The 22,911-nt window shown below is 71.3% G+C and carries 16 protein-coding genes; 4 read left to right on the top strand and 12 right to left on the bottom strand.

The annotated features are described in order from the left end of the window. Positions 1 to 39: 39 nt before the first annotated feature. Positions 40 to 5,034 carry an NAD-glutamate dehydrogenase gene (locus ACF08W_RS14255; protein WP_392279377.1) on the bottom strand — a complete coding sequence of 1,665 codons (4,995 nt, stop codon included), beginning with the start codon at positions 5,032 to 5,034 and terminating at the stop codon, positions 40 to 42. Between the two features lie 421 nt (positions 5,035 to 5,455). Between ACF08W_RS14255 and ACF08W_RS14250 the strand changes: the two genes are divergently transcribed. After that, the gene (locus tag ACF08W_RS14250) at positions 5,456 to 6,025 is read left to right on the top strand and encodes a DJ-1/PfpI family protein (RefSeq protein ID WP_352273643.1); all 570 of its coding nucleotides are present in this window, start codon (positions 5,456 to 5,458) and stop codon (positions 6,023 to 6,025) included. A gap of 38 nt (positions 6,026 to 6,063) precedes the next feature. On the opposite strand, the gene ACF08W_RS14245 is transcribed toward ACF08W_RS14250, so the two are convergent. Further along, the gene (locus ACF08W_RS14245) at positions 6,064 to 6,735 is read right to left on the bottom strand and encodes an HAD family hydrolase (RefSeq protein WP_352273642.1); all 672 of its coding nucleotides are present in this window, start codon (positions 6,733 to 6,735) and stop codon (positions 6,064 to 6,066) included. A 160-nt stretch (positions 6,736 to 6,895) separates the two neighbouring features. Then, a complete protein-coding gene (locus ACF08W_RS14240; protein WP_385209653.1) occupies positions 6,896 to 7,402 on the bottom strand; it encodes a DUF6912 family protein in 507 nt (168 codons plus the stop codon). 288 nt (positions 7,403 to 7,690) lie between these two features. On the opposite strand from ACF08W_RS14240, the gene ACF08W_RS14235 reads away from it, so the two are divergent. Then, positions 7,691 to 8,119: an Rv3235 family protein gene (locus ACF08W_RS14235; protein ID WP_352273640.1), complete on the top strand. Its 429-nt coding sequence runs from the start codon at positions 7,691 to 7,693 to the stop codon at positions 8,117 to 8,119. Between the two features lie 260 nt (positions 8,120 to 8,379). On the opposite strand, the gene ACF08W_RS14230 is transcribed toward ACF08W_RS14235, so the two are convergent. After that, positions 8,380 to 8,574, bottom strand: coding sequence for a hypothetical protein (locus ACF08W_RS14230; RefSeq protein WP_392279376.1), 195 nt, complete (start codon positions 8,572 to 8,574; stop codon positions 8,380 to 8,382). A 4-nt stretch (positions 8,575 to 8,578) separates the two neighbouring features. Further along, complete coding sequence (gene secA, locus ACF08W_RS14225) at positions 8,579 to 11,392, bottom strand: preprotein translocase subunit SecA (RefSeq protein WP_392279375.1); 2,814 nt, start codon at positions 11,390 to 11,392, stop codon at positions 8,579 to 8,581. A 282-nt stretch (positions 11,393 to 11,674) separates the two neighbouring features. Between secA and ACF08W_RS14220 the strand changes: the two genes are divergently transcribed. Continuing rightward, on the top strand, positions 11,675 to 12,850 hold the full coding sequence (locus ACF08W_RS14220) for a winged helix-turn-helix domain-containing protein (protein ID WP_392279374.1): 1,176 nt from the start codon (positions 11,675 to 11,677) through the stop codon (positions 12,848 to 12,850). 28 nt (positions 12,851 to 12,878) lie between these two features. Here ACF08W_RS14220 and ACF08W_RS14215 read toward each other — a convergent pair whose 3' ends face one another. The 7 genes from ACF08W_RS14215 to mtnA form a co-directional block, all read right to left on the bottom strand. Beyond that, the gene (locus tag ACF08W_RS14215; protein WP_352273637.1) at positions 12,879 to 13,622 is read right to left on the bottom strand and encodes a response regulator transcription factor; all 744 of its coding nucleotides are present in this window, start codon (positions 13,620 to 13,622) and stop codon (positions 12,879 to 12,881) included. A gap of 186 nt (positions 13,623 to 13,808) precedes the next feature. Further along, positions 13,809 to 14,498: a ribosome hibernation-promoting factor, HPF/YfiA family gene (gene hpf, locus ACF08W_RS14210; protein WP_352273636.1), complete on the bottom strand. Its 690-nt coding sequence runs from the start codon at positions 14,496 to 14,498 to the stop codon at positions 13,809 to 13,811. A gap of 318 nt (positions 14,499 to 14,816) precedes the next feature. Beyond that, entirely contained in the window at positions 14,817 to 15,569 is a 753-nt protein-coding gene (locus ACF08W_RS14205; RefSeq protein WP_392279373.1) for a ComF family protein, read from the bottom strand. A gap of 104 nt (positions 15,570 to 15,673) precedes the next feature. Next, on the bottom strand, positions 15,674 to 17,443 hold the full coding sequence (locus ACF08W_RS14200; RefSeq protein WP_392279530.1) for an LpqB family beta-propeller domain-containing protein: 1,770 nt from the start codon (positions 17,441 to 17,443) through the stop codon (positions 15,674 to 15,676). Between the two features lie 85 nt (positions 17,444 to 17,528). Further along, entirely contained in the window at positions 17,529 to 19,532 is a 2,004-nt protein-coding gene (mtrB, locus tag ACF08W_RS14195; protein WP_392279372.1) for an MtrAB system histidine kinase MtrB, read from the bottom strand. 1 nt (position 19,533) lies between these two features. Beyond that, positions 19,534 to 20,223 (bottom strand): two-component system response regulator MtrA, encoded by a 690-nt coding sequence (gene mtrA / locus ACF08W_RS14190; protein ID WP_007448372.1) that lies wholly within the window; start codon positions 20,221 to 20,223, stop codon positions 19,534 to 19,536. A 4-nt stretch (positions 20,224 to 20,227) separates the two neighbouring features. Beyond that, positions 20,228 to 21,376 carry an S-methyl-5-thioribose-1-phosphate isomerase gene (mtnA, locus tag ACF08W_RS14185; RefSeq protein WP_392279371.1) on the bottom strand — a complete coding sequence of 383 codons (1,149 nt, stop codon included), beginning with the start codon at positions 21,374 to 21,376 and terminating at the stop codon, positions 20,228 to 20,230. 142 nt (positions 21,377 to 21,518) lie between these two features. Here mtnA and ACF08W_RS14180 point away from each other — a divergent pair, with 142 nt between their 5' ends. Further along, positions 21,519 to 22,709, top strand: a complete 1,191-nt coding sequence (locus tag ACF08W_RS14180; RefSeq protein WP_392279370.1) for a hypothetical protein — start codon at positions 21,519 to 21,521, stop codon at positions 22,707 to 22,709. The last annotated feature ends 202 nt before the right edge of the window (positions 22,710 to 22,911 follow it).

Here is a 22,911-nt window from a genome sequence, read left to right as displayed (position 1 = left end):
GCGGCCACCGGAGACCGGTGACCGCCCCTCCGCACGGGATCAGGCGTGCGTACGGAGCAGCGTGCGCATCGTCCGCATCGCGACCGACAGGTTCGCCAGGTCGAACGCGTCCGAGCTGCGGATCTCCTCCAGGGTGGAGCGCGACCGGGTCAGGATCGCCGCGTTCTTCTCCTCCCAGTCCTCGAACCGCTCCTCGGGCGTCGAGGTGCCGTTGCCGACCGACAGCACGTCCGCGGTGAGCGCGGCGTGCGCGGCGTACAGGTCCTCACGGATGGAGGCGCGGGCCATGGACTGCCAGCGGTCGGACCGCGGCAGCTCGATGATCCGGTCCATCAGCTGGGTGATGCCCAGCCGGTCCGCGAGGTCGTAGTACACCTCGGCGACGGCCAGCGGGTCCTTCCCCGTACGGTCCGCGATCGCCACGACGTCCAGCGCCGGGAAGGCGGAGGAGAATCCGGCGACCCGCTGGGCCAGCTCGTCCGGGACGCCCGCCTCGCCGAGCTCCTCCAGGATCGACTGGTACCAGTCCAGGTCGGCGCCCTTCAGCATCTTGGGCAGCTCGCCCCAGACCTGTTCGACGCCCGCCCGGAAGAAGTCGACCGTCTCGGCGATCTCCAGCGGCTGCGGCCGGTTGCCGAGCAGCCAGCGCGTACCGCGCTCGACGAGCCGGCGGGAGTGCAGCCGGATGCGGGTCTGGACGTCGGCGGCGACCTTGTTGTCGAGCGCCTCGACGGCGTCCCAGACCCGGCCGAGGCCGAAGATCTCGCGGGCCGCGAACTGCGCCCGGACGATCTCCTCGATCGAGGCGCCGGTCTCCTCCCGCAGCCGGTGCAGGAAGGTCGAACCGCCGCTGTTCACCGTGTCGTTGACCAGGACGGTGGTGATGATCTCGCGGCGCAGCGCGTGCCCGTCGACCGCCTCGGGGAACTGCTCGCGCAGTTGTGCCGGGAAGTAGGCGTGCAGCAGCTGCTGGAGGCGCGGGTCGTCCGGCAGGCTGGTCCGGATCAGGTCGCGGGCCACGGTGATCTTCGTGTAGGCGAGGAGCACGGCCAGCTCGGGCTGGCTGAGCCCCTTGCCGCCGTTGAGCAGCTCGCGGATCTGCCGGTCGTTGGGCAGGAACTCCAGGCCGCGGTCGAGGTCGCCGTCCCGGCCCAGGCGGCGCATGAAGCGCTGGTGGGCGTGGAGCAGCGAGGAGGACTCGAAGGTGCCGTTGGCGAGCGCCACGTTCTGCGCGTAGTTGTTGCGCAGCACCAGGCGGCCGATCTCGTCGGTCATGTCGGCGAGCAGCTTGTTGCGCTGCTTGACGGTCATGTCGCCGTCCCGGACCAGGCCGTTGAGCAGGATCTTGATGTTCACCTCGTGGTCGGAGGTGTCCACGCCGGCGCTGTTGTCGATCGCGTCGGTGTTGATCCGGCCGCCGCCGCGGGCGAACTCGATCCGGCCGAGCTGGGTGGCGCCGAGGTTGCCGCCCTCGCCGACGACCTTGGCCCGCAGGTCCTCGCCGTTGACGCGGATCGCGTCGTTGCCCTTGTCGCCGACGTCGGCGTTGGACTCGGCGGAGGACTTGATGTACGTACCGATGCCACCGTTCCACAGCAGGTCCACGGGGGCCTTGAGGATGGTCTGCATCAGGTCGGCGGGGGTCATCTTGGTGACTCCCGGCTCGATGCCGAGCGCCTCGCGGATGTGGGCGTTGACCGGGATCGACTTGGCGGTACGCGGGTGGATGCCGCCGCCCGCGGAGAGCAGGTCCTTGTCGTAGTCGGCCCAGGAGCTGCGGGGCAGCTCGAAGAGGCGGCGCCGTTCGGCGTAGGAGGTGGCGGCGTCCGGGGTGGGGTCGAGGAAGATGTGCCGGTGGTCGAAGGCGGCGACCAGGCGGATGTGCTCGGAGAGCAGCATGCCGTTGCCGAACACGTCACCGGACATGTCGCCGACGCCGACGACGGTGAAGTCCTCGGTCTGGGTGTCGTGGCCCAGCTCGCGGAAGTGCCGCTTGACGGACTCCCAGGCGCCCCGGGCGGTGATGCCCATGCCCTTGTGGTCGTAGCCGGCGGAGCCGCCGGAGGCGAAGGCGTCGCCGAGCCAGAAGCCGTAGCCGACGGCGACCTCGTTGGCGATGTCGGAGAACTTCGCGGTGCCCTTGTCGGCGGCGACGACCAGGTAGGTGTCGTCCTCGTCGTGCCGGACGACGTCCTTGGGCGGGACGACCTCGCCGGCCACCATGTTGTCGGTGATGTCGAGGAGCGCCGAGATGAAGGTGCGGTACGAGGCGATGCCCTCGGCCATCCAGGCGTCGCGGTCGACGGCCGGGTCCGGGAGCTGCTTGGCGACGAAGCCGCCCTTGGCGCCGACCGGCACGATGACGGTGTTCTTCACCATCTGCGCCTTGACCAGGCCGAGGATCTCGGTACGGAAGTCCTCGCGCCGGTCGGACCAGCGCAGACCGCCTCGGGCGACCTTGCCGAAGCGCAGGTGGACGCCCTCGACGCGCGGCGAGTAGACCCAGATCTCGAAGGCCGGGCGGGGCGCCGGGAGGTCCGGGATGGACTGCGGGTCGAACTTCATCGAGACGTAGCCGTGCGGCGTGCCGTCCTCGCCCAGCTGGAAGAAGTTGGTGCGCAGGGTGGCCTTGATGACGGTGAGGAAGGAGCGCAGGATGCGGTCCTCGTCGAGCGAGGCGACCTGGTCCAGCGCGCCGTCCAGCTCCTCCAGGAGGCCGTCGGTCAGCTCGGTGCCGGCGCTCTGCCGTTCCGGGGACATCCGGGCCTCGAAGAGCGAGACCAGCAGCCGGGTGGTGTGCACGTTGTTGCGGAGCGTGCTCTCCATGTAGTCCTGGCTGAACGTGGAGCCGGCCTGGCGCAGGTACTTCGCGTAGGCGCGCAGCACCATCGCCTGGCGCCAGGTCAGCCCGGCGCCGAGCACCAGCGTGTTGAAGCCGTCGTTCTCGGCCTCGCCGGTCCATACGGCGGCGAAGGCGTCCTGGAAGCGGTCGCGGGCGTCGTCGGCCAGGTAGCTGCCGTTGCCGACGGCCTGCGGCATCCGCAGCCCGAAGTCGTAGATCCAGGCGTGCGTGCGGTCCGCGCAGCGCAGCTCGTACGGGCGCTCGTCGACGACCTCGACGCCGAGCCGCTGGAGGGCCGGGAGCACGGCGGAGAGGGAGACCTGCTCGCCGGTCCGGTAGATCTTGAAGCGGCGCTCGCCGGGGCCCGCGCCGACCGGCTCGTACAGGCTGAGGGCGAAGTCCTTCCCGTCCTTCTTGAGCGCTTCGAGGTGGACCAGGTCGGCGACGGCTGCGCGCGGGGAGTGGTCGGCCTTGTAGCCCTCGGAGAAGGAGTGGCCGTACTGGCGGAGCAGCTCGGCGGCGCGCTCCTCGCCGCACTCGGCGCCCAGCGCCTCCTGGAAGCCGTCGGCCCAGGAGCGGGCGGCCTCGACGAGCCGGGCCTCGATGCGGTCGGCCTCGGCGTCGGTGAGGTCGGGCAGCTCGGTGCCGGGGGCGACCCGGACGACGAAGTGCAGCCGGGAGAGAATCGATTCGGTGTTCCAGGCGGTGAAGTCGACGCTGGTGCCGCCGAGCTCCTCCTTCAGGATGTCGATCAGGCGCAGGCGCACGCCGGTGGTGTACCGGTCGCGCGGCAGGTAGACGATCGCGGAGTAGTAGCGGCCGTACTCGTCCTGGCGCAGGTAGAGCCGCAGCCGGCGGCGCTCCTGGAGGTAGAGCACCGAGGTGACGACGGAGCGCAGCTGGTCGACGGGGGTCTGGAAGAGCTCGTCGCGGGGGTAGGTCTCCAGGATCTGGAGCAGGTCGCGGCCGTCGTGGCTGTTGGGCGAGAAGCCCGCGCCCTCCAGCACCTCGGCGACCTTGCGGCGGATGACGGGCACCCGGCGCACGGACTCGGTGTAGGCGGCGGAGGAGAACAGCCCGAGGAAGCGGCGCTCGCCGACGACGTTGCCCTCGGCGTCGAACTTCTTCACCCCGACGTAGTCGAGGTAGCTGGGGCGGTGGACGGTGGAGCGGCTGTTGGCCTTGGTGAGGACGAGCAGCTTGCGCTCGCGGGCCTTGGCGCGGGCGTCGGCGGGCAGCCGGTCGAAGGAGGGGCTGACCGGGTGGGCCTCGTCGACGCTGTGGTGCGGGTCGGAGCGCAGGATGCCGAGACCGGTGCCGGGGACGGCGGCCAGCGCGTCGGTGTCCTTCAGCTCGTACTCGCGGTAGCCGAGGAAGGTGAAGTGGTCGGCGGCGAGCCAGCGCAGCAGCTCGCGGGCCTCGTTGACCTCGTCGTCGCCGAGACCGTCGAGCGGCTCGCCGGGCAGGTCGTCGGCGATGCGCAGCGCGGCCTCGCGCATCTTCTCCCAGTCCTCGACGGTCTCCCGTACGTCGGACAGGACGCGGAGCAGGTCGGCGGCGATCTGCTGGAGGTCGGCGCGGTCGGTCTCGCGGTCGATCTCGACGTGGATCCAGGACTCGACGAGCGCGTCGTGCGGCAGCCGGGCCTTCGCGTCCTTGGCGCCCATACGGCTCGCGGTGACGCCCTCGCCCTCGGTGAGGACCTCGATGAGCTTGCCGGTGACGTCACGGCGGACGACGACCTGCGGGTGGATCACGACGTGGATGCCGCGCCCCTGCCGGGACAGCTCGTTGGTGACGGAGTCGACCAGGAACGGCATGTCGTCGGTGACGACCTCGACGACCGTGTGGCTGCACGTCCAGCCGTTCTCCTCCACCGTCGGGGTGTGGGCCCGGACGTTCGCCGTGCCCTGCGGGCGCGTCTCGGCGAGGCGGTAGTGGGACGAGGCGGCACCGAAGACGTCCACCGGGTCACGGCCCGTGATGTCCTCGGGAGCGGTGTGCAGGTAGTAGCGCTGGAGGTAGGAGAGGAGCACGTCCCGCCCGGGGCGGTCCTGCGCGTCCCCGGTGCCCGCGACACGGACCGGGGAACTTCCGCCCGGCCCGCCGACACCACCACCCGGACTGTTGTCAGCTACCTTGGCGGCCCGTTCGAGCAGCTCGGCCTTGGCTTCGTCCAGCTTGGTCTGCATGTCCTCTGACTCCTGTCGCGCGCCGTTGCGTGACGTAGGTGAGAAAAGCGACGTACCGCCACGACACGGGGTATCCGTTCGGGATCGACGCTATGTCGCTATGAGAGACGCCCGGGACCATATTGGCCATTTTTGACAGTCGGTCCGTGTGGCGGGAATCAGCGACGGCCCGGGTGCGGTGGCACTCCGGGCGCAGGCCGGGGGCTTCGATGCCCCCGAGGCATATCGCGCTGATCACGGGTCCAGGCTATATCGCCTGCCCCGGTGACCGTCACGAGCCGTTTGTGTAAAAAGATGCGGCGGAACTTTGACACTCTGGACAGCGCGCGGAGGCGCGGTACCGCACTCTGGGTACACGTAGGTACCTCTGCGGGTACGCATGGGTACGCGCACCAGGCCGACGAACCGCAGGAGCCCCGTCATGGCACCGAAGATCCTGATCGTCACCGGCGACGCCGCCGAGTCGCTGGAAGTCCTCTACCCCTACCAGCGGCTGCGCGAGGAGGGGTACGACGTCCACATCGCCGCCCCGGCCCGCAAGACCCTCCGGTTCGTGGTCCACGACTTCGAGCCCGGGTTCGACACGTACACCGAGAAGCCCGGCTACACCTGGCCCGCCGACCTGGCCTTCTCCGAGGTGGACCCCGGGGAGTACGTGGCGCTGGTCGTGCCGGGCGGCCGGGCGCCGGAGTACCTGCGCAACGACGGGGAGCTCCGCAAGATCGTCAAGGCGTTCTTCGACTCGGACCGGCCGGTGGCCCAGATCTGCCACGGCCCGCTGATGACGGCCGCGGTCGGCGCGCTGGCCGGGCGGCGGGTCACCGCCTATCCGGCGCTGGAACCCGACATGCAGACGGCGGGCGCCGCCTTCGAGGACCACGAGGCGGTCGTCGACGGCACGCTGGTCTCCTCCCGGGCCTGGCCTGACCACTCGGCGTGGATGCGCGAGTTCCTGAAGGTGCTGCGCACCAAGGCCCCGGTCACCGACTGAGTCCCCCGGCGTCCGGGCGGGTCGGGCCCCGCCCGGCCCTACCCGGCCAGCTCCTGGGCCAGCCGCGCGGCCTCGGCCAGACTGTCCACCACCGGCACCCCGGCCGCCTCCAGGCTGGCCCTGCTGTGCGACCCGCCCGTGTACAGGACGGCCCTGGCCCCGACGTGGGCGGCAGCCACGGCGTCGTCCACGGCGTCGCCGATGACCACCGTGCGCTCGGGGGATATCCCGTCCAGCGCGGCGATGTGCCGCTCCATGTGGCGGGCCTTGCTGCCGCCGGACGGGCCGGTGCGCCCGTCGACCCGCAGGAAGTGGCTCTCGATGCCGTACCCCCGCACCACGGGAACCAGGTCATCGTGCGTGTACATGCTCAGGAGGGACTGGCTGCGCCCGGCCAGCCGCCACTGCGCGAGCAGCTCCTCGGCCCCCTCGGTCAGCCCGCAGGCGCCCCGCTGCTCGGTGTAGTACCGGTGGAAGATCACGTCCATCCGCTCCCACTCGGCGTCCGTGGGCATCCGGCCCATCAGCCGCTCGTAGAAGCGCGGGATCGGTATGCAGTACATCTCGCGGTACTGCTCCAGCGTGATCGGCTCCAGCCCGACCTCACCGAACGCGGCGTTCGTCGCGCCGACGACCGCGACGTTGTCGTCGAACAGCGTGCCGTTCCAGTCCCAGACCAGATGCGTGCGGTGATTCCCGTGCGTCCCCATAGGGAGAAAAATACCCGTCGGGTACGACATCCGTTCGAGGGTCGGCCGAACCACCGCCCCACGGGCGTGCGACGGGGACGGGGCCGGGGCATAGGGCCGCGCCCCCGGGGCGGTCCCGCCGCTCCTCGGGCACTCCGGACCCGTCGGCCCGGCCGGATGCTCAGCCGATCAGGTTCGGGATCTCCTGGATGCCGAACCACAGCAGCTCGTGGTCCTCGGCGCCGTCCACGACGAACTGCGCGTCGTCGTCCCCGAGGTCCGCCGCGCCCAGCGCCGCGGCTGCCGCCGTGACGTCCTTCGTCGCGTCGTCCGCGTCGACGTGCACCGCGGCGGCCCGGGCGAGCGCCACGGGCGCGGCGATCCGCACCTCGCCGAGCGAGGACGGGTCGAAGGCGTGGTCCGGGTCGGCGACGGCCGAGCCGTCCGGCACCTCGACGGCCACGACGACGCGCCTGCGGACCGCGTCCGGGTGCTGCGCGATCATGCGCAGCGAGGCGGAGGCGGCCCGGTTGAGCGCCGCGTATTCCAGTTCCTCGATGTCGTCCGAGACGTACCACTCGCGCAGTGCGGGGGTCACCGCGTAGGCGGTGAGCGGGCCGGGGCCGATCTCGCCCGCCCCGTGCGCCGCTGCGAGACCGGACAGGGTCAGGGGGACGTACACGCGCATGGCCGGGCCGCTTTCGTAGTCGGAAACGCCCTCAGGATACGTGCGACGTCCCCCTTCGGAGTCACCCGCACCACGGTCGCCCCGTCCACCCGGCGACCGCCCCTCACCCTTCCCGCACCCGCCCCGCGCTCCGCCCGGCCCGAGCGCATCACCCGGATAGGTGATCCCTCCCGGGCGGCCCCGGTACGCCGACGCGGCTTGTGACCGGCCCGCCGTCGCCATACAAGGTCCCCAGCAGAAGTTACCGCCCGGTATCGATCCGGGCTCCGAAGCACGGGGGCGATCATCATGAGCACGAACAGGACCCGGCCCGGCGGCCGCCACGACCAGCGCAGGCCCGTCGTACCGCCGCAGCGGACCCGGCCGACCCGGCGTTTACGCCCGCACGACTGGTTCGCCGAGCGCCTTCTGGCGGTCCTCAGCGGCCGGCGCCCGGTGCACTGGATGCTCGGGCACACCATCGGCGAGGCGTACGACCAGCTGGCCGAGCTGGCCCCGCACACCCCGCTCCGCGCCCGCGGGGCGCGCCCCGTCGTCCGCATGTGCCACGGCGCCCAGCCGGCCCCCGGGGTGGTGGAGGCGTGCGCCAGCATCGCCGCGGGCGAGCAGGTACGGGCCATGGCCTTCCGCCTGGAGCAGGGCAGCGATCTCCGCTGGCGCTGCGCGGCGGTGGAACTGGGCGGCGAACGCCTCCCGGCCCCCGCACCACCCCGCTGACCGCCTGCCGGGGTTGTACGGCCGTCTCCGGGCCCAGGGAGGCGTACGCGGGGCCTGAGCGGCTCTCTCCCGGGGTTCAGGACCCCGGGAGAGGCAGGAGGTCACCATGGAACCCACCTCCGGCCCGGGGCCCTGAGGACCCGCCCCGGGCCCCGGATGCATCGCCGTACCTCAAGAGCCGACCGGCGGGCGCTCGGTCCCTCGGGTCCGCACCCGGGTCCTCAGGGCCCGCGCCCGCCCCTTGAGCCCCCTGAGGCCCCTCAGGCCCCGGCGACCGGGACACCCTTCCGGGGCCCACCCCGGCCCCCGGCCCCGCCGGGGCGGAGTCCCTTCCGGCTCCGCCCCGGGAACGCGACGAAGCCGGGGCCGGACGCGTTCCGCACGCGTCCGGCCCCGGCCCCGATCCGGTCGCCCGCCACCACCGCCTCCTCGGCGCGGGGCGGGCGACCGTTCACCGCATCACTTCTTGCGGCGCCGTCCGCCGCTCTTCTGCGCCTTGCGCCGCTCCGCCCGGGTCAGTCCGTCGGACTCGGACCCGGCCGCACCGCCGCCGTTGGAGAAGTCGCCCTCGACGACCCCGCCCTCCCCGTCCACCGTGGGGGCGGAGAAGTGCAGCCGGTCGGGGCGCTGCGGGGCGTCGAGCCCCTTGGCGCGGATCTCCGGACGCGCCGCCGGAACGGCGTCCTCCTTGGCCAGCGAGGTCGGCTCGGCCGCGTCCTCCACCGGCACTTCCTCGACCTGCTGCTCGACCTGGACCTCCAGGTTGAACAGGTAGCCGACGGACTCCTCCTTGATGCCCTCCATCATGGCGTTGAACATGTCGAAGCCCTCGCGCTGGTACTCGACCAGCGGGTCCTTCTGCGCCATGGCACGGAGGCCGATGCCCTCCTGGAGGTAGTCCATCTCGTAGAGGTGCTCACGCCACTTGCGGTCCAGGACGGAGAGCACCACGCGTCGCTCCAGCTCGCGCATGATCTCCGAGCCGAGCTGCTTCTCCCGGGCGTCGTACTGCTCGTGGATGTCGTCCTTGACGGACTCACCGATGAACTCGGCCGTGATCCCGGCACGGTCACCGGCCGCTTCCTCCAGCTCCTCGACGGTGACCTTCACCGGGTAGAGCTGCTTGAACGCGCCCCACAGCCGGTCGAGGTCCCACTCCTCCGCGAAGCCCTCGGCGGTCTCCTGACGGATGTAGTCGTCGATCGTGTCGTCCATGAAGTGGCGGATCTGGTCCTGCAGATCCTCGCCCTCCAGGACCCGGCGGCGCTCCCCGTAGATGACCTCGCGCTGCCGGTTGAGCACCTCGTCGTACTTCAGGACGTTCTTACGCGTCTCGAAGTTCTGCTGCTCGACCTGCGACTGCGCCGAGGCGATCGCCCGGGTCACCATCTTGTTCTCGATCGGCACGTCGTCGGGCACATTGGCCATCGACATGACGCGCTCGACCATCTGCGCCTTGAAGAGCCGCATCAGGTCGTCGCCGAGCGACAGGTAGAAGCGGGACTCGCCCGGGTCGCCCTGGCGGCCGGAACGACCGCGCAGCTGGTTGTCGATCCGGCGGGACTCGTGGCGCTCGGTGCCCAGGACGTACAGGCCGCCGAGCGCCTTGACCTCCTCGAACTCCGCCTTCACGGCCTGCTCGGCCTTCTCCAGCGCGGCGGGCAGCGCCGCCGCCCACTCCTCGACGTGCTCGACCGGGTCGAGACCGCGCTGGCGCAGCTCCGCCTCGGCGAGGTCGTCGGGGTTGCCGCCGAGCTTGATGTCGGTGCCTCGGCCGGCCATGTTCGTCGCGACCGTGACCGCGCCCTTGCGGCCGGCCTGGGCGACGATGGTCGCCTCGCGGTCGTGCTGCTTGGCGTTGAGGACCTCATGCTGGACGCCGCGCTTGGAGAGCTGCTGCGAGAGGTACTCGGACTTCTCGACCGAGGTGGTGCCGACCAGGATCGGCTGGCCCTTCTCGTGCTTCTCGGCGATGTCGTCGACGACGGCGGCGAACTTCGCGACCTCGGTGCGGTAGATCAGGTCCGACTGGTCGGCGCGGACCAGCGGCCGGTTGGTCGGGATCGGCACCACGCCGAGCTTGTAGATCTGGTGGAACTCGGCGGCCTCGGTCATCGCCGTACCGGTCATGCCGGAGAGCTTGTCGTAGAGGCGGAAGAAGTTCTGCAGGGTGATCGTGGCGAGCGTCTGGTTCTCGTCCTTGATGTCCACCCCTTCCTTCGCCTCGATCGCCTGGTGCATGCCCTCGTTGTAGCGGCGGCCGGCGAGGATACGGCCGGTGTGCTCGTCGACGATCATGACTTCGCCGTCGATGACGACGTAGTCCTTGTCCTTCTTGAAGAGTTCCTTGGCCTTGATGGCGTTGTTGAGGTACCCGACGAGCGGGGTGTTCACCGACTCGTAGAGGTTCTCGATGCCGAGCCAGTCCTCGACCTTGGAGACACCGGGCTCGTGGATGGCGACGGTGCGCTTCTTCTCGTCGACCTCGTAGTCGCCGGTCTCCTCGATGCCCTTGAGCGGGTTGCCGGCCTCGCCCTTGGTCAGCCGCGTGACGAGCTTGGCGAAGTCGCCGTACCACTTGGTCGCCTGGTCGGCCGGGCCGGAGATGATCAGCGGCGTACGGGCCTCGTCGACGAGGATGGAGTCGACCTCGTCGACCACCGCGAAGTTGTGGCCCCGCTGGACGAGTTCGTCCGCGGACCACGCCATGTTGTCGCGGAGGTAGTCGAAGCCGAACTCGTTGTTCGTGCCGTACGTGATGTCGCAGGCGTACTGCTCGCGGCGCTGGGCCGGGGTCATGTTGGCGAGGATGCAGCCGACCGTCAGACCGAGGAACTTGTGGACCCGGCCCGTCAGCTCCGAGTCGCGTTCGGCCAGGTAGTCGTTGACCGTGATCAGGTGCACGCCCTTGCCGGAGAGCGCGTTGAGGTACGCCGGCAGGGTGCCGACCAGGGTCTTGCCCTCGCCGGTCTTCATCTCGGCCACGTAGCCGAGGTGGAGGGCGGCACCACCCATCATCTGTACGTCGTAGTGGCGCTGTCCGAGGACCCGCTTGGCCGCCTCACGGACGGTCGCGAACGCCTCGGGAAGCAGGTCGTCCAGGCTCTCGCCGTCCGCGTACCGTTCCTTGTACTCGTCGGTGAGCGCCCGCAGCTCGGCGTCGGAGAGGTTGACGAAGTCCTCTTCGATGGAGCTGACCTGGTCCGCGATGCGGTGCAGTTTGCGCAGGATCTTGCCTTCGCCTGCACGCATGAGCTTGTTGAAGACGGACACTGAGGCTGGTCTCCTTGCCGGTCGGGCCTGGCACTGGGTCGTTGGATGGACTCTGGCGCGGGCACGGCAGGTGGACCCCACCGCAACGGCCATCGTAAGCGAGGACCCCGCCGCGCCGGGAGGGCCGCCGCCGCGTTGGCCCCGCCGTCCCCCCGGATCAACGGCCGGGACGCTCCGAAGGTGCCGGGAAGTCCCGAAAAGTGTTCGCCCCGCCGCATCGCTGTCCGGCGGACTCCGCCGCCCCCGGGACGGTTGTCAGTGGCTGCCTCTAGGGTGCGGGGCATGACGTCCGTGCCGCCGCCCGCCCTTGAACTCTCCGCCGACCAGGTCCGCCGGATCGCGCTGCGCGCCCAGGGCTTCCTCGGCGCCCCGGACCGCCGCTCCGGGGTCCCGGGCGTGCTGCGGCACCTCGGCGCCGTGCAGCTCGACACGATCTCGGTGCTCGCCCGGTCGCACGAGCTGATCCCGTACGCGCGCCTCGGCGCGGTCGGCCGGCGCGCCGTGGAGAAGGCGTACTGGTCGGGCGGGCGGGCCTTCGAGTACTGGTCGCACGCGGCGTGCGTACTGCCGGTCGAGGAGTGGCCGCATTTCGCCTTCCGCCGCCGCGCCTACCGCGCCCGCCCGCACTGGGGCCACGAGCTGCCCGACGGCGCGTACGGCAAGGTGATCGAGCAACTGCGCGCCGAGGGGCCGCTGACGGCGACGGAGCTGGGCGGCGCGAAGAACGGCGGGGAGTGGTGGGACTGGTCGGCCTCGAAGGTCGCCGTCGAGCGCGCCCTGATGTACGGCGAGGTGGTGTGCACCGAGCGCCGTGGCTGGAAGCGGGTGTACGACCTCGCCGAGCGCGCCCTGCCCGACGCCGTGCTGCACGACGATCTGGACGACGCGGAGTGCCTGCGGCGGCTGGTCGCGCTCGCCGGGCAGTCCCTGGGCGTCGGCACCCGGGCGGACATCGCGGACTACCACCGGCTGAAGGCCGAGCAGTTCGACGCGGTGGTGGCCGACTCCGGGCTGGTGCCGGTGACGGTCCAGGGCTGGGCGAAGCCCGCCTGGGCGGACCCCGCGGCGCTGGCCTCGGAGCCGCGCGGGCGGCACCGTACGACCCTGCTGTCGCCGTTCGACTCGCTGGTCTGGGAGCGGGCGCGCACCGAGCGGATCTTCGGCTTCACCCACCGGCTGGAGGCCTACGTCCCCAAACAGAAGCGGGTCCACGGATACTTCGCGATGCCCCTGCTGGCGGGCGGGAAGCTGCTCGGCCGGGTCGACCCGGCGCGCGAGGGCACCACCCTGGTCGCCCGGCAGGTGTCGCTGGCCGGCCGCAAGGCCGTGGCGCCGATGGCGGAGGCGCTGGTGGAGGCCGCCTCCTGGGTCGGCTGCACCGGCGTCCGGCTGGAGCGGGTCGACGCGCCGGAGCTGCGCGGCCCGCTCGACCAGGAGATCGCCCGCGCCCTGGCCTGACCGGCCGCTCCCCGCCGCCGGGCGGGGGTCACCTGATTTCCAGGATCTTCTCCCTCATGGCATAGACCACCGCCTCCATCCTGGAGTGCAGCTGCAACTTCTCCAGAATGTTGCGGACGTGATTCTTCACGGTGTTCTCGGAGATGAACAGTTCCTTCGCGATATCGCGATTGTTCATGCCCGTGGCGACGAGCTTGAGGACTTCGAGTTCCCGGTCGGTGAGGCGCGGCGCGGGAACCAGTCTGCGTTCGTCGGTCCGCTGGATCATCGATTTGAACTCGGTGAGCAGTTTGGACGCCATGGAGGGGCTGATCTGGGACTGCCCGTCGGCGACCGCGCGAATGGCCGTCGCCACCTCGTCCGTGGAGATCTCCTTGAGGAGATATCCGGTGGCCCCGGCCTTGATGGCGTCGTAGAGATCGGCCTCCTCGTCGCTGATCGTCAACATGATGATCTTCGCGCTGGGAGCCACCTCCTTGATGGCCGTACAGGCTTCGATGCCGCCGCGCTTGGGCATCCGTACGTCCATCAGCACGATGTCGGGGAGCAGGTCGGCCGCCTGGTCGACCGCCTCCGAACCGTCCCCCGCCTCACCGACGACCTGGATGTCCTCCTCCTGGGCGAGAACGATCTCCAGCCCTCTACGGAAGAGCGCGTGGTCGTCCACCACGAGAACTCTGATCGGCTCCCTGCGGAAACCGCCGTTCGCGCCGGCACCGGCGATCTCGTCGGCGTCATTCGCGTCACGCACGGGCCCGAAGGTGTCCGCCATCGTTCCTCCCCCTGAAGGCCATGGCCTGAAGTCCACACACTGTCCGCCAACGTCAGTTCACAGAACCCCGGTTGGCCTGGGGCGCCATGATTCCATGCCTGGACGCCGGAACGGTGTTCCCGTGGTCGCACGCGGATGCCCCCGGGGGCGCACAGGCACACCAGGGGCACCCGCGGAAGGACGATGTCAGCCGCCGAGCGCGCCGCCCGCGCCGCCCGCCTCGTCGGCGGCCAGCGGGTCGGTCCTCAGGTGGATGACGCCGTAGTCGTAGGCATGCCGCCGGTAGACGACACTGGGTTCCTTGCTCTCGGAGTCGACGAACAGATAGAAGTCGTGCCCGACCAACTCCATCTCGTAGAGCGCCTGATCGAGCGACATCGGCGCGGCGACGTGCGTCTTCTCGCGCATCACCAGCGGACCCTCGCCCTGGACCTCCAGCGAGCCGATCCTGGTGGTGGGCACGGAATCGGCCGCCTCGTCGGAGACCAGCTCGCCGTCACCGTTGAACGACGCCGCCCCCGGCACGATCTCGGCGACCTCGGCAGCGGGAATCCGGCCACTCCCCCGGCGGCTGTAGCGCTTGTCGTGCTGCTTGCGCAGCCGCGCCTCCAGCTTGCCGGTGGCCAGGTCCAGCGCCGCGTACGGGTCACCCGCGGCCGCCTCCGCCCGAATGACCGGGCCGCGCGAGCGGAGCGTGATCTCCACCCGGTCGGAACGGTCGGCCTGACGGGGATTCGGCTCCTTGGACACCTCGACGTCGAGGCTGATCACCTTGCCGTCGAACTTCTGGATCTTGTCCAGCTTCAGTTTCTCGGCCACGTGCTTGCGGAACCGCTCGGGCACCTCGGTCTTGCGGCCCTTGACGACGATGTCCACGCAGAACTCCGTTCCCGGATCGCTCCGCTCAGCGGCGGAGCATCTCCCTCTTGCACCAGGCTCCGGTGATGACCGGAGCCACGGACTCGGTGACCTCCACCTCCTCCCCCATCGGCGGAGCCTCGGCCCCACCGAATTCCAGCGTCTGGACTACCGGTGTGTCGCCTGCCCGAAACCTGGCGGTGCATTCAGCGAGGTTTGGCGTTCACCATTCCTCACAACCGAACATAGCCTGCCTGGCCGGATATCGGCACCCGCTACTCGCACGTACCTCCGATCGGGCTGTTTTTCCTACTCATTACCTGCAACGCAGGGAGTTCACCGAGAGTTCCGGTTTATTTCGAAGGCCGCGGGAGATACTGCGACAACGGCCGCCTGCCCGACGCCGCCCCGAGCGGATCCGGTGTGCCCGTGCGCCGTCCGTACGCCCTGCGCCTCCCTGAGCGCCCGTGCCGATTCGGCCAGCGACGCCCCGGTCGTCAGAACGTCGTCCACCAGCACCACCCGGCCCGCCGCGAGCAGCCGCTCGCCCCCGGCCACGACCGCCAGCGCCCCGGCCAGATTCGCGTGCCGGCTCCGGGCGTCCAGCCCCGCCTGGTCGGCCACCGCCCGCCGCTGCCGCAGTACGGGCACCACCTGGGCCGGGAGACCGCCGCGCCGCAATTCCCGCGCCGCCGCCCGCGCGATCCGCCGCATCGGATCGTGGCCCCGCGCCGCCACCGCGCGCCGCGCCGACGGCACCGGCACCAGGAGCAGCGGACCGCCCGCCGCCTCCGCGGACACCGCGCCGGCACGCACCGCACCCGCCAGCGCCGTACCGAGCGGACCGGCCAGCCCCAGCTCACCGCGCTCCTTGTGCCCCAGAAGCACCTCCCGCACCGCGTCCTCGTACGCCGCGGCCGCATGGACCACCGGTAGTCCGGGCGGCTCCGGGGCGGGCCTCACCCGGCGCGGAGCCCCGCCGTACAGCTCCGCGCGGCACTCCGTGCACAGCTCCACGCGCGGCTCGCCGCAACCGCCGCAGGACACCGGCAGCACCAGACCGGAGATCTCCCGCCACCACCCCCGCATGAACCCACTGTGCGCCTCCCGCGGCAAACCGGCCACCCCTGTGGAAAACGGGGAACGGACGCGGTGGCGCCCCGGGACCGCCCTCAGCCCGGGTGGACCAGGCCTCAGCCCGGGTAGACCAGCGAGAAACCGCCCTTGACCACGGTCTGCCAGTTGTCACCGGGCGACAGCTTGACGATCCCGTCACCGGACGTGGCCGCCATCAGCGGAAGCTGTTCGTCGTCCGCCGCCGCCACCGACAGCGCCTGGTTCACCCCCGGCAGCACCCCCGACGCCGACGTCGAGCCGTCCACCTGCACGTAGCGCACCTGCTGCACGCCGTCCTGCTCCTTGCCGACCACCACCAGCCGGCTCCGGCCCGACCAGGACATCGCCGTCACGTCCGTGAGCTGGGGCGCCGCCTGGCGCAGGTCCACCACCGAGATCTTCTGCGCCGACGCCGGTCCGCGCCGCTCGATCCGGCCGATCTTCAGCGTGTTGCGCTTGTCCTCGTTCACCAGCAGCGCGACCCGCACCCCGTCGGCGGACATCCGTACCGCCTCTATCCGGCCGGTGCCCAGCTCGGGCACCTCGACCTCCTGCGGCTCACCGGTCCCTCCGGGCAGCCGCAGCAGCCTCGGGTTGCCGGGGTCCCGGTCGGCCACCCACAGATCACCGCGGGCGTCCCAGCTCGGAGCCGAGAGCCGGTCCTTGGCCCTGCGGGCGTGGCTGATCACCGACGCCTCGGGGAGGCCGTCGTCCGAGACGATGGACGACACGTAGAGAGACGTTCCGTCGTGCGAGACCGCCGCCGCGGACTGCTCGTCCCGGGCCACGCCGACCGCGCTCATCCGCACCGGCCCGTCACCGAACGGGCCGGACACCGGTTCCGGTGTCCCGCTGCCCCTGGTGCTGCCGGGTATTCGCTCCACGTGCCCCTTCTCGTCGACGAAGTACTGGCTGTCCGGCCCGCTCGACGATCCGTCGGGGGCGAACTCCTCGGCCTGGTCGGTACCGAGCACGCAGAGCGGGGAACCGTCGGAGCGCTGGAGCTCGACCTGCTCGACCCGGGCGGACGTCAGGTCCTTCAGCGTGTAGAGGACCTGCGAGGCCATCATGCGGCAGGAGCGCTGCCCGACGCCGTCCGCCTTCTTGTCGAGCGGCACCTTCAGCACGTTGCGGTCGTCGGGCGCCAGCGACGTCACACCCTTCCGCAGCGCCGTACCGGCCGGGAACCGGGACGTCACCGCGGGCCGCAGCCAGTCGGTCGGCCCGGCGAGCAGGCTGCGGACGGACTGCGTCACGGTGTCCATCCCGGTGACCGGGTCCACCCGGCTGCGGAGGTACACGGGATCGGCGACCAGCGTCGGCTGCCCCTCGGGCTGCCCCGCCGCGAAGTAGTACTTGTTCACGGACCGGTACAGGCGCCGGAAGTCCGACTGCCCGAGCAGCAGGCCGTCCGGCACGTGGTCGATCCGCCACTCCTTGCCGTCCGGCCCGGCCTCCTTGACCAGGTGCAGGGTCTGTTCGTACTCGGTGGGCGCCAGCGGCTGGTAGGCGTTCTGGTCGTCGACCGTCGCCACCTTCTCGCCGGTCAGCGTGTAGGCGATCTCGGTGACGTTGCGGGCGCCGTCGCGCAGCGGGCGGTCCTTCCTGGTCGGTGCCTTGGTGAGCACCGTGGTGAGGGCGTTCGGCCGCCAGGAGGCCGCGGCCTCCTTCGTCAGGTACTGGCGGGTCGTCCGGAAGCGCGGGTCGTCGCTGGTCATGGATTCCAGGAAGCCGTCGACGATCTCGTTGGGCATGGCGTTGGCACGCGGGGCGACGGCGTACACCTGCACCTGGGAGTCGCCGGGCTGGGAGGCGTCGACCGCCTTCACGTCCCCGGTGACCGGCATCGAGCCGCAGGCGGACAGCAGCACCGCACCGCACCCGATCAGGGCGGACAGCCCCAGCACCCGCCCCCGGCCGCCCTCGCGAAGGTCAGCGCCCACGATTCGTCCCTCCCCGCTCCGGATCCCGCTCCACCGTGTCCGACTCGTCGCCCGGCCGGTCCTCCGCGGGCCGTGCGACCACCCGGGCCCCGCTCCCGGGCAGGGCCGCCGGATGCACCGAGGCGGGCGCCGTCCGGGGCGGCACGGGCAGGGCGGACCTGTCCTGGCCGCCGGGCTGGCTCGGCACCGACGCCAGCCGGTGCTCGCTCCCGGTCCTCGGCAGGGCGGGCCGCTCGCGGCGATCCCGGTTGCCCCGCGAGTCCTCGGGCTCCAGCGGTATCGGCGAACCGCGCAGCGGCTCGTCCGCCGTACGCGGCAGGGTCAGGCGGAACTGCGAACCGCCGCCGGGCTCGCCCCAGGCCTGCAGCCACCCGCCGTGCAGCCGGGCGTCCTCCACGGCGATGGAGAGCCCGAGGCCGGTGCCCCCGGTCGTCCGGGCGCGGGCCGGGTCCGCCCGCCAGAAGCGGTTGAACACCCGCGTGGCCTCGCCCGGCTTGAGCCCCACGCCGTAGTCCCGGACGGCCACGGCGACCGCGCCGCCGGCCGCCCCCATCCGCACCACGACATCGCGGCCCTCGCCGTGCTCGACCGCGTTGACCACGAGGTTGCGCAGGACACGCTCGACGCGCCGGGCGTCGGCCTCGGCTATCACCGGCTGCTCGTCGCCGACCACCCGGATCCGGGTGCCCTTGCGCTCGGCCAGCGGCTCGGCCCCGCCGATGACCCGCCGTACGACCTGCCGCAGATCTATCGGCTCCGCCTCCAGCGCCGCGGCGCCCGCGTCGAACCGGCTGATCTCCAGCAGGTCGGCGAGGAGCGACTCGAACCGGTCCAGCTGGTCCCCGAGCAGCTCGGCGGAGCGCGCCGTCACGGGGTCGAAGTCGCCGCGCGCCTCGTGGATGACGTCGGCGGCCATCCGTACGGTCGTCAGCGGCGTCCGCAGCTCGTGCGAGACGTCGGAGACGAAACGCCGCTGCATCCGGGAGAGCTCCTCCAGCTGCTGGATCTTCAGCTGGAGGTTCTGCGCCATCTTGTTGAACGCCTCGCCGAGGCGGGCGATGTCGTCCTCGCCGGTGACCTTCATCCGCTCCTGGAGCCGGCCGGCGGAGAGCCGCTCGGCGATGCCCGCCGCCATCCGCACGGGCGTGACGACTTGCCGCACCACGAACCAGGCGATGGCCCCGAGGAGCACGACCAGGAAGAGCCCCGCCGTCGCCAGCGTGGTCCTGACCAGAGTCAGCGACTTCTCCTCCTGCGTCAGCGGGAAGAGGTAGTAGAGCTGGTACGGATTGTGGTCGATGTCGTAGAGCCGCTTGCCGACCACCAGTCCGGGCTGCGGCGGCTGCCCGTTGGCGTACTGGATCTCGGAGTACGTCTGGTACGCCCCCGGCCCCTTGTTGACCGCGTCCCGCAGGCTCTGCGGGATGCTCACCGCCTCCACGCTGCCCGAGCCGCGCGGTGCGCGCGTGCCCTCGTCGGCGCTGAGCGCCACCACGTTGAAGGCGTTCTTCCCGCCACTGGCGAGCTGGTCGACCAGCTCGGTACGCCAGGAGTTGTTGGCGGTGGCGCCGTCCGCCGGGTCACCGCGCTGCCCGCCGGGGGTGAGCGGGGCGTTCGCCTTCTCCTGGGCGGCGGCGAAACCGCCCGCCGCCTGGGTCTGGGCGGCCTTGCCCTTGGCGTCGAGCAGGCCGTTGCGTACCTGCCCGATCACGACCAGTCCGAGGAGCAGCACCACCCCGAGCGACATGAGCAGCGTGCCCGCGACGACCCGGAGCTGGAGGTTGCGCCGCCAGAGCCGTACGGCGGGCAGCAGCGGCCGCCGCACCCAGCGCATCAGCAGGCGCGGCACGGGGCCGCCGGGCGCCCGGTCGTGGAACAACCGGCCGCCCTGCAGAAGGCGCCCGATCCTGGGCGCCCTGCCTCCTGGGCCGGCAGCCCGCTCCGCACGGGCTCCCGGCTCCCCGGGCTGCGGAGCAGCGCTACTCGGGGGCATGTCAGCTCGGTCCGGCCTTGTAACCGACGCCTCGGACGGTCACCACGATCTCCGGACGCTCCGGGTCCTTCTCGACCTTGGAGCGCAGCCGCTGGACATGCACGTTCACCAGCCGGGTGTCGGCAGCATGCCGATAACCCCACACCTGTTCGAGCAGTACCTCCCGGGTGAACACCTGCCACGGCTTACGGGCGAGCGCGACCAGCAGGTCGAACTCCAGCGGGGTGAGGGCGATCGACTGCCCCTCCCGCTTCACCGAGTGCCCGGCCACGTCGATGACCAGGTCACCGATGGTCAGCTGCTCGGGCGCCGGCTCCTCGGACCTGCGCAGGCGAGCCCGGATGCGGGCGACCAGTTCCTTCGGCTTGAACGGCTTGACGATGTAGTCGTCGGCCCCGGATTCCAGGCCCACCACCACATCGACCGTGTCGCTCTTGGCGGTGAGCATGACGATCGGCACACCCGACTCGGCCCTGATCAGCCTGCAGACCTCGATTCCGTCCCTTCCGGGCAGCATGAGATCAAGCAGAACCAGGTCCGGCTTGGCCTCACGAAATGCAGCTAGTGCCTTGTCGCCGTCCGCAACGAACGACGGCTCGAACCCTTCACCACGCAGCACAATCCCGAGCATCTCGGCCAGTGCGGTGTCGTCGTCGACGACAAGGACGCGTCCCTTCATAATCGACATCATCCCATTAGCTAATCGTTACCTGCGATGACCTGGCACACAGTGCTGCCAGTCCGGCCCCCGTGACCGGTGAAACCGCCCCTTCCTCCGTGACGATCGCCGTGACCAGCTCCGGCGGTGTGACGTCGAACGCGGGGTTGTACGCGGCCGTCCCTTCCGGCGCCACGGGCAGTCCCCCGCCTTCCTGACCCACCGCCCCGGCCCCCGGCGACATGAACTCCGTCACCTCGGCGGCCGGTCGCTGTTCCACAACGATCGACGCCCCGTCCAAAGTGCCCGGGTCCACGGTCGTGGTCGGCGCGACCACGATGAACGGTACGTGGTGGTACTTCGCGAGCACCGCCAGCGGGTAGCTCCCCACCTTGTTCGCCACCGATCCGTCGGCGGCGATGCGGTCCGCCCCGATGAGCACGGCATCCACCTCCCCCGCCGCGAACAGCGAGCCGGCCGCGTTGTCCGTGAGCAGGCTGTACGGCATCCCGTTGCGCGTCGCCTCGTACGCCGTCAGCCGGGCGCCCTGAAGCAGCGGACGGGTCTCGTCCACCCACAGCCGTCGCAGCCGCCCCTCCCGGTGCGCCCCCAGCGCCACGGCGAAGGCGGTGCCCTCGCCGCCGGAGACGAGCGCCCCCGTGTTGCAGTGGGTCAGCAGCCGGTGGCCGTCCCCGCCGGGCAGCAGCTCCTCCAGCAGGGCGAGGCCGTGGCGCGCCATCCGCCCGCTGGCCTCGGCGTCCTCCCGGTGCAGGGCCCTGGCCTCGGCCAGCACCGCCGCCGCTGCCGGCCCCGCGTCCGCTCCCTTCCCGACGGCCTCCTGGTACGCCCGTACGGCGCGCCGTACCCCGTACCCCAGGTTCACCGCAGTGGGCCGCGCCCGGTCCAGCAGCTCCGCGGCCATTGCCACGTCGTCGCCCCGGGCGGCCGCGAGGGCGACCCCGTAGGCCCCGGCGATGCCCAGCAGCGGAGCGCCCCGCACCGCCAGCGTCCGGATCGCCCGGACGAGGGCGGGCACATCGGCACACACCAGTTCGACCTCCTCGGCGGGCAGCCGCGTCTGGTCGAGGAGTACCACCGCGGGCCCCTCCGGAGGTTCGGCCCAGCGGAGCACGGAAAGCGCGGGAGGTACTCCACCCGCCGACGGTCGCACGTTCTGATCAGCCATCCGCCCAGTCTGCCCGCTGAGCCGCCCGCATCTGAAGGAATGGAGAGACAAACAAGCGCCCCGACCTCGCCGAAACCCCGCATGACACCATGGCTGCCACCTTGCCGCCCCGATCTACGGGCGGGACCGTGAAGGAGCGAGCATGAACGACACTCCGGGCCGGGCCTCGCCCGGATCCGCCCCCTCCGAGGGCCAGGGCGCCGACGTCCCCCGCCCCTCGGAACCCGTCGACGGCAACGTCCCGACGAGCAACGGACCCTCCGCGCAGCCACCCGCCGGACAGTGGTTCCCCCCGACCGCGCCCCCGCCTTCCGCGGGGTGGGGCGGGCAGCAGGGACCTGGCTGGGGGCAACCGCCCGCCGCGGCCAAACCGGGCACGATCCCGCTGCGCCCGCTCGGCGTCGGTGAGATCCTCGGCGGGGCGTTCGCCGCGATGCGTACGCGGTGGCGCACCGTTGTCGGCATCGGCCTCACGGTGGCCGTGCCCGCCCAGGTCGCGACGATCCTGGTCGAACGCTTTCTGCTGCCGGCCCCCGAGCCGATCGACCCGGACGCCTCCGGGATGGAGATCCTGCGGCAGGCCGCCGACTCCGCCCAGGCGCAGGCCTTCGGCTACCTGCCGTCCCTGGCCATCAGCCTGGTCGCCGTCCTGATCAGCACCGCCATGCTGGCCGTGGTGGTCAGCCGCTCGGTCCTGGGCCGTCCCGTGACGCTCTCCGAAGCGTGGGCCGAGGCCCGGGGCAGGCTTCCCCGGCTGCTGGGTTTGGCCCTGCTGCTGCTCCTGCTCAGCACCGCCGCTCTGGCCGTGGGTCTGCTGCCGGGCCTGCTCGTCGGGAACGCCGCCGGTGCGGGGCTGGCCCTCCTCGGCGTCCTGGCCGGGTACGCCGCCTCCATCTGGCTGCTGGTCCGCTTCTCGCTCGCCTTCCCGGCCCTGATCCTGGAGCGGCAGTCGATCGCCGCCGCGATGCGCCGGTCCGCGAAGCTCGTCAAGGACGCCTGGTGGCGGACGTTCGGCGCCCTGGCGCTGACCGTGCTGGTGACGCTCCTCGTGGCCCTGGTCGTGGCGCTGTTCATCAGCGTTCCGCTCGGTGTCATCACCGTCATCTCGGAGGGCGGCGCCACCGACCCCGCCCTCACGAGCGGCGCCTCGGACCTCGGTTGGCCCTTCCTGATCGTCTCCGGCATCGGCGGCGTGATCATCTCGACGGTCACATACGCCCTCCTCGCCGGCGTCGTGGTCCTGCTCTACGTCGATCAGCGCATCCGCCGCGAAGCGCTCGACCTCGAACTCGGCCGGGCCGCGGGCCTCCCCGGATACGGCACCGACGACTGATCGCCAGCCGATTCTCTTCGTCCGCTGCCGCTGTTCCCAGCGGCAGCGGACGAAGGCTCCGTGAACCACCCGGGGGAAAATGGGGGTAAACGCAGAAAAGCCCCGTATCCACAAAGGACACGGGGCTTTCCCGTAAAAGAAGTTCGGCGGCGTCCTACTCTCCCACAGGGTCCCCCCTGCAGTACCATCGGCGCTGAAAGGC

It is taken from the genome of Streptomyces sp. NPDC015144 (assembly GCF_043079735.1).
Lineage (GTDB): Bacteria > Actinomycetota > Actinomycetes > Streptomycetales > Streptomycetaceae > Streptomyces.
The sequence above is the reverse complement of the archived record's forward strand: the minus strand, read 5'-3'. Positions and strand labels throughout refer to the sequence as shown.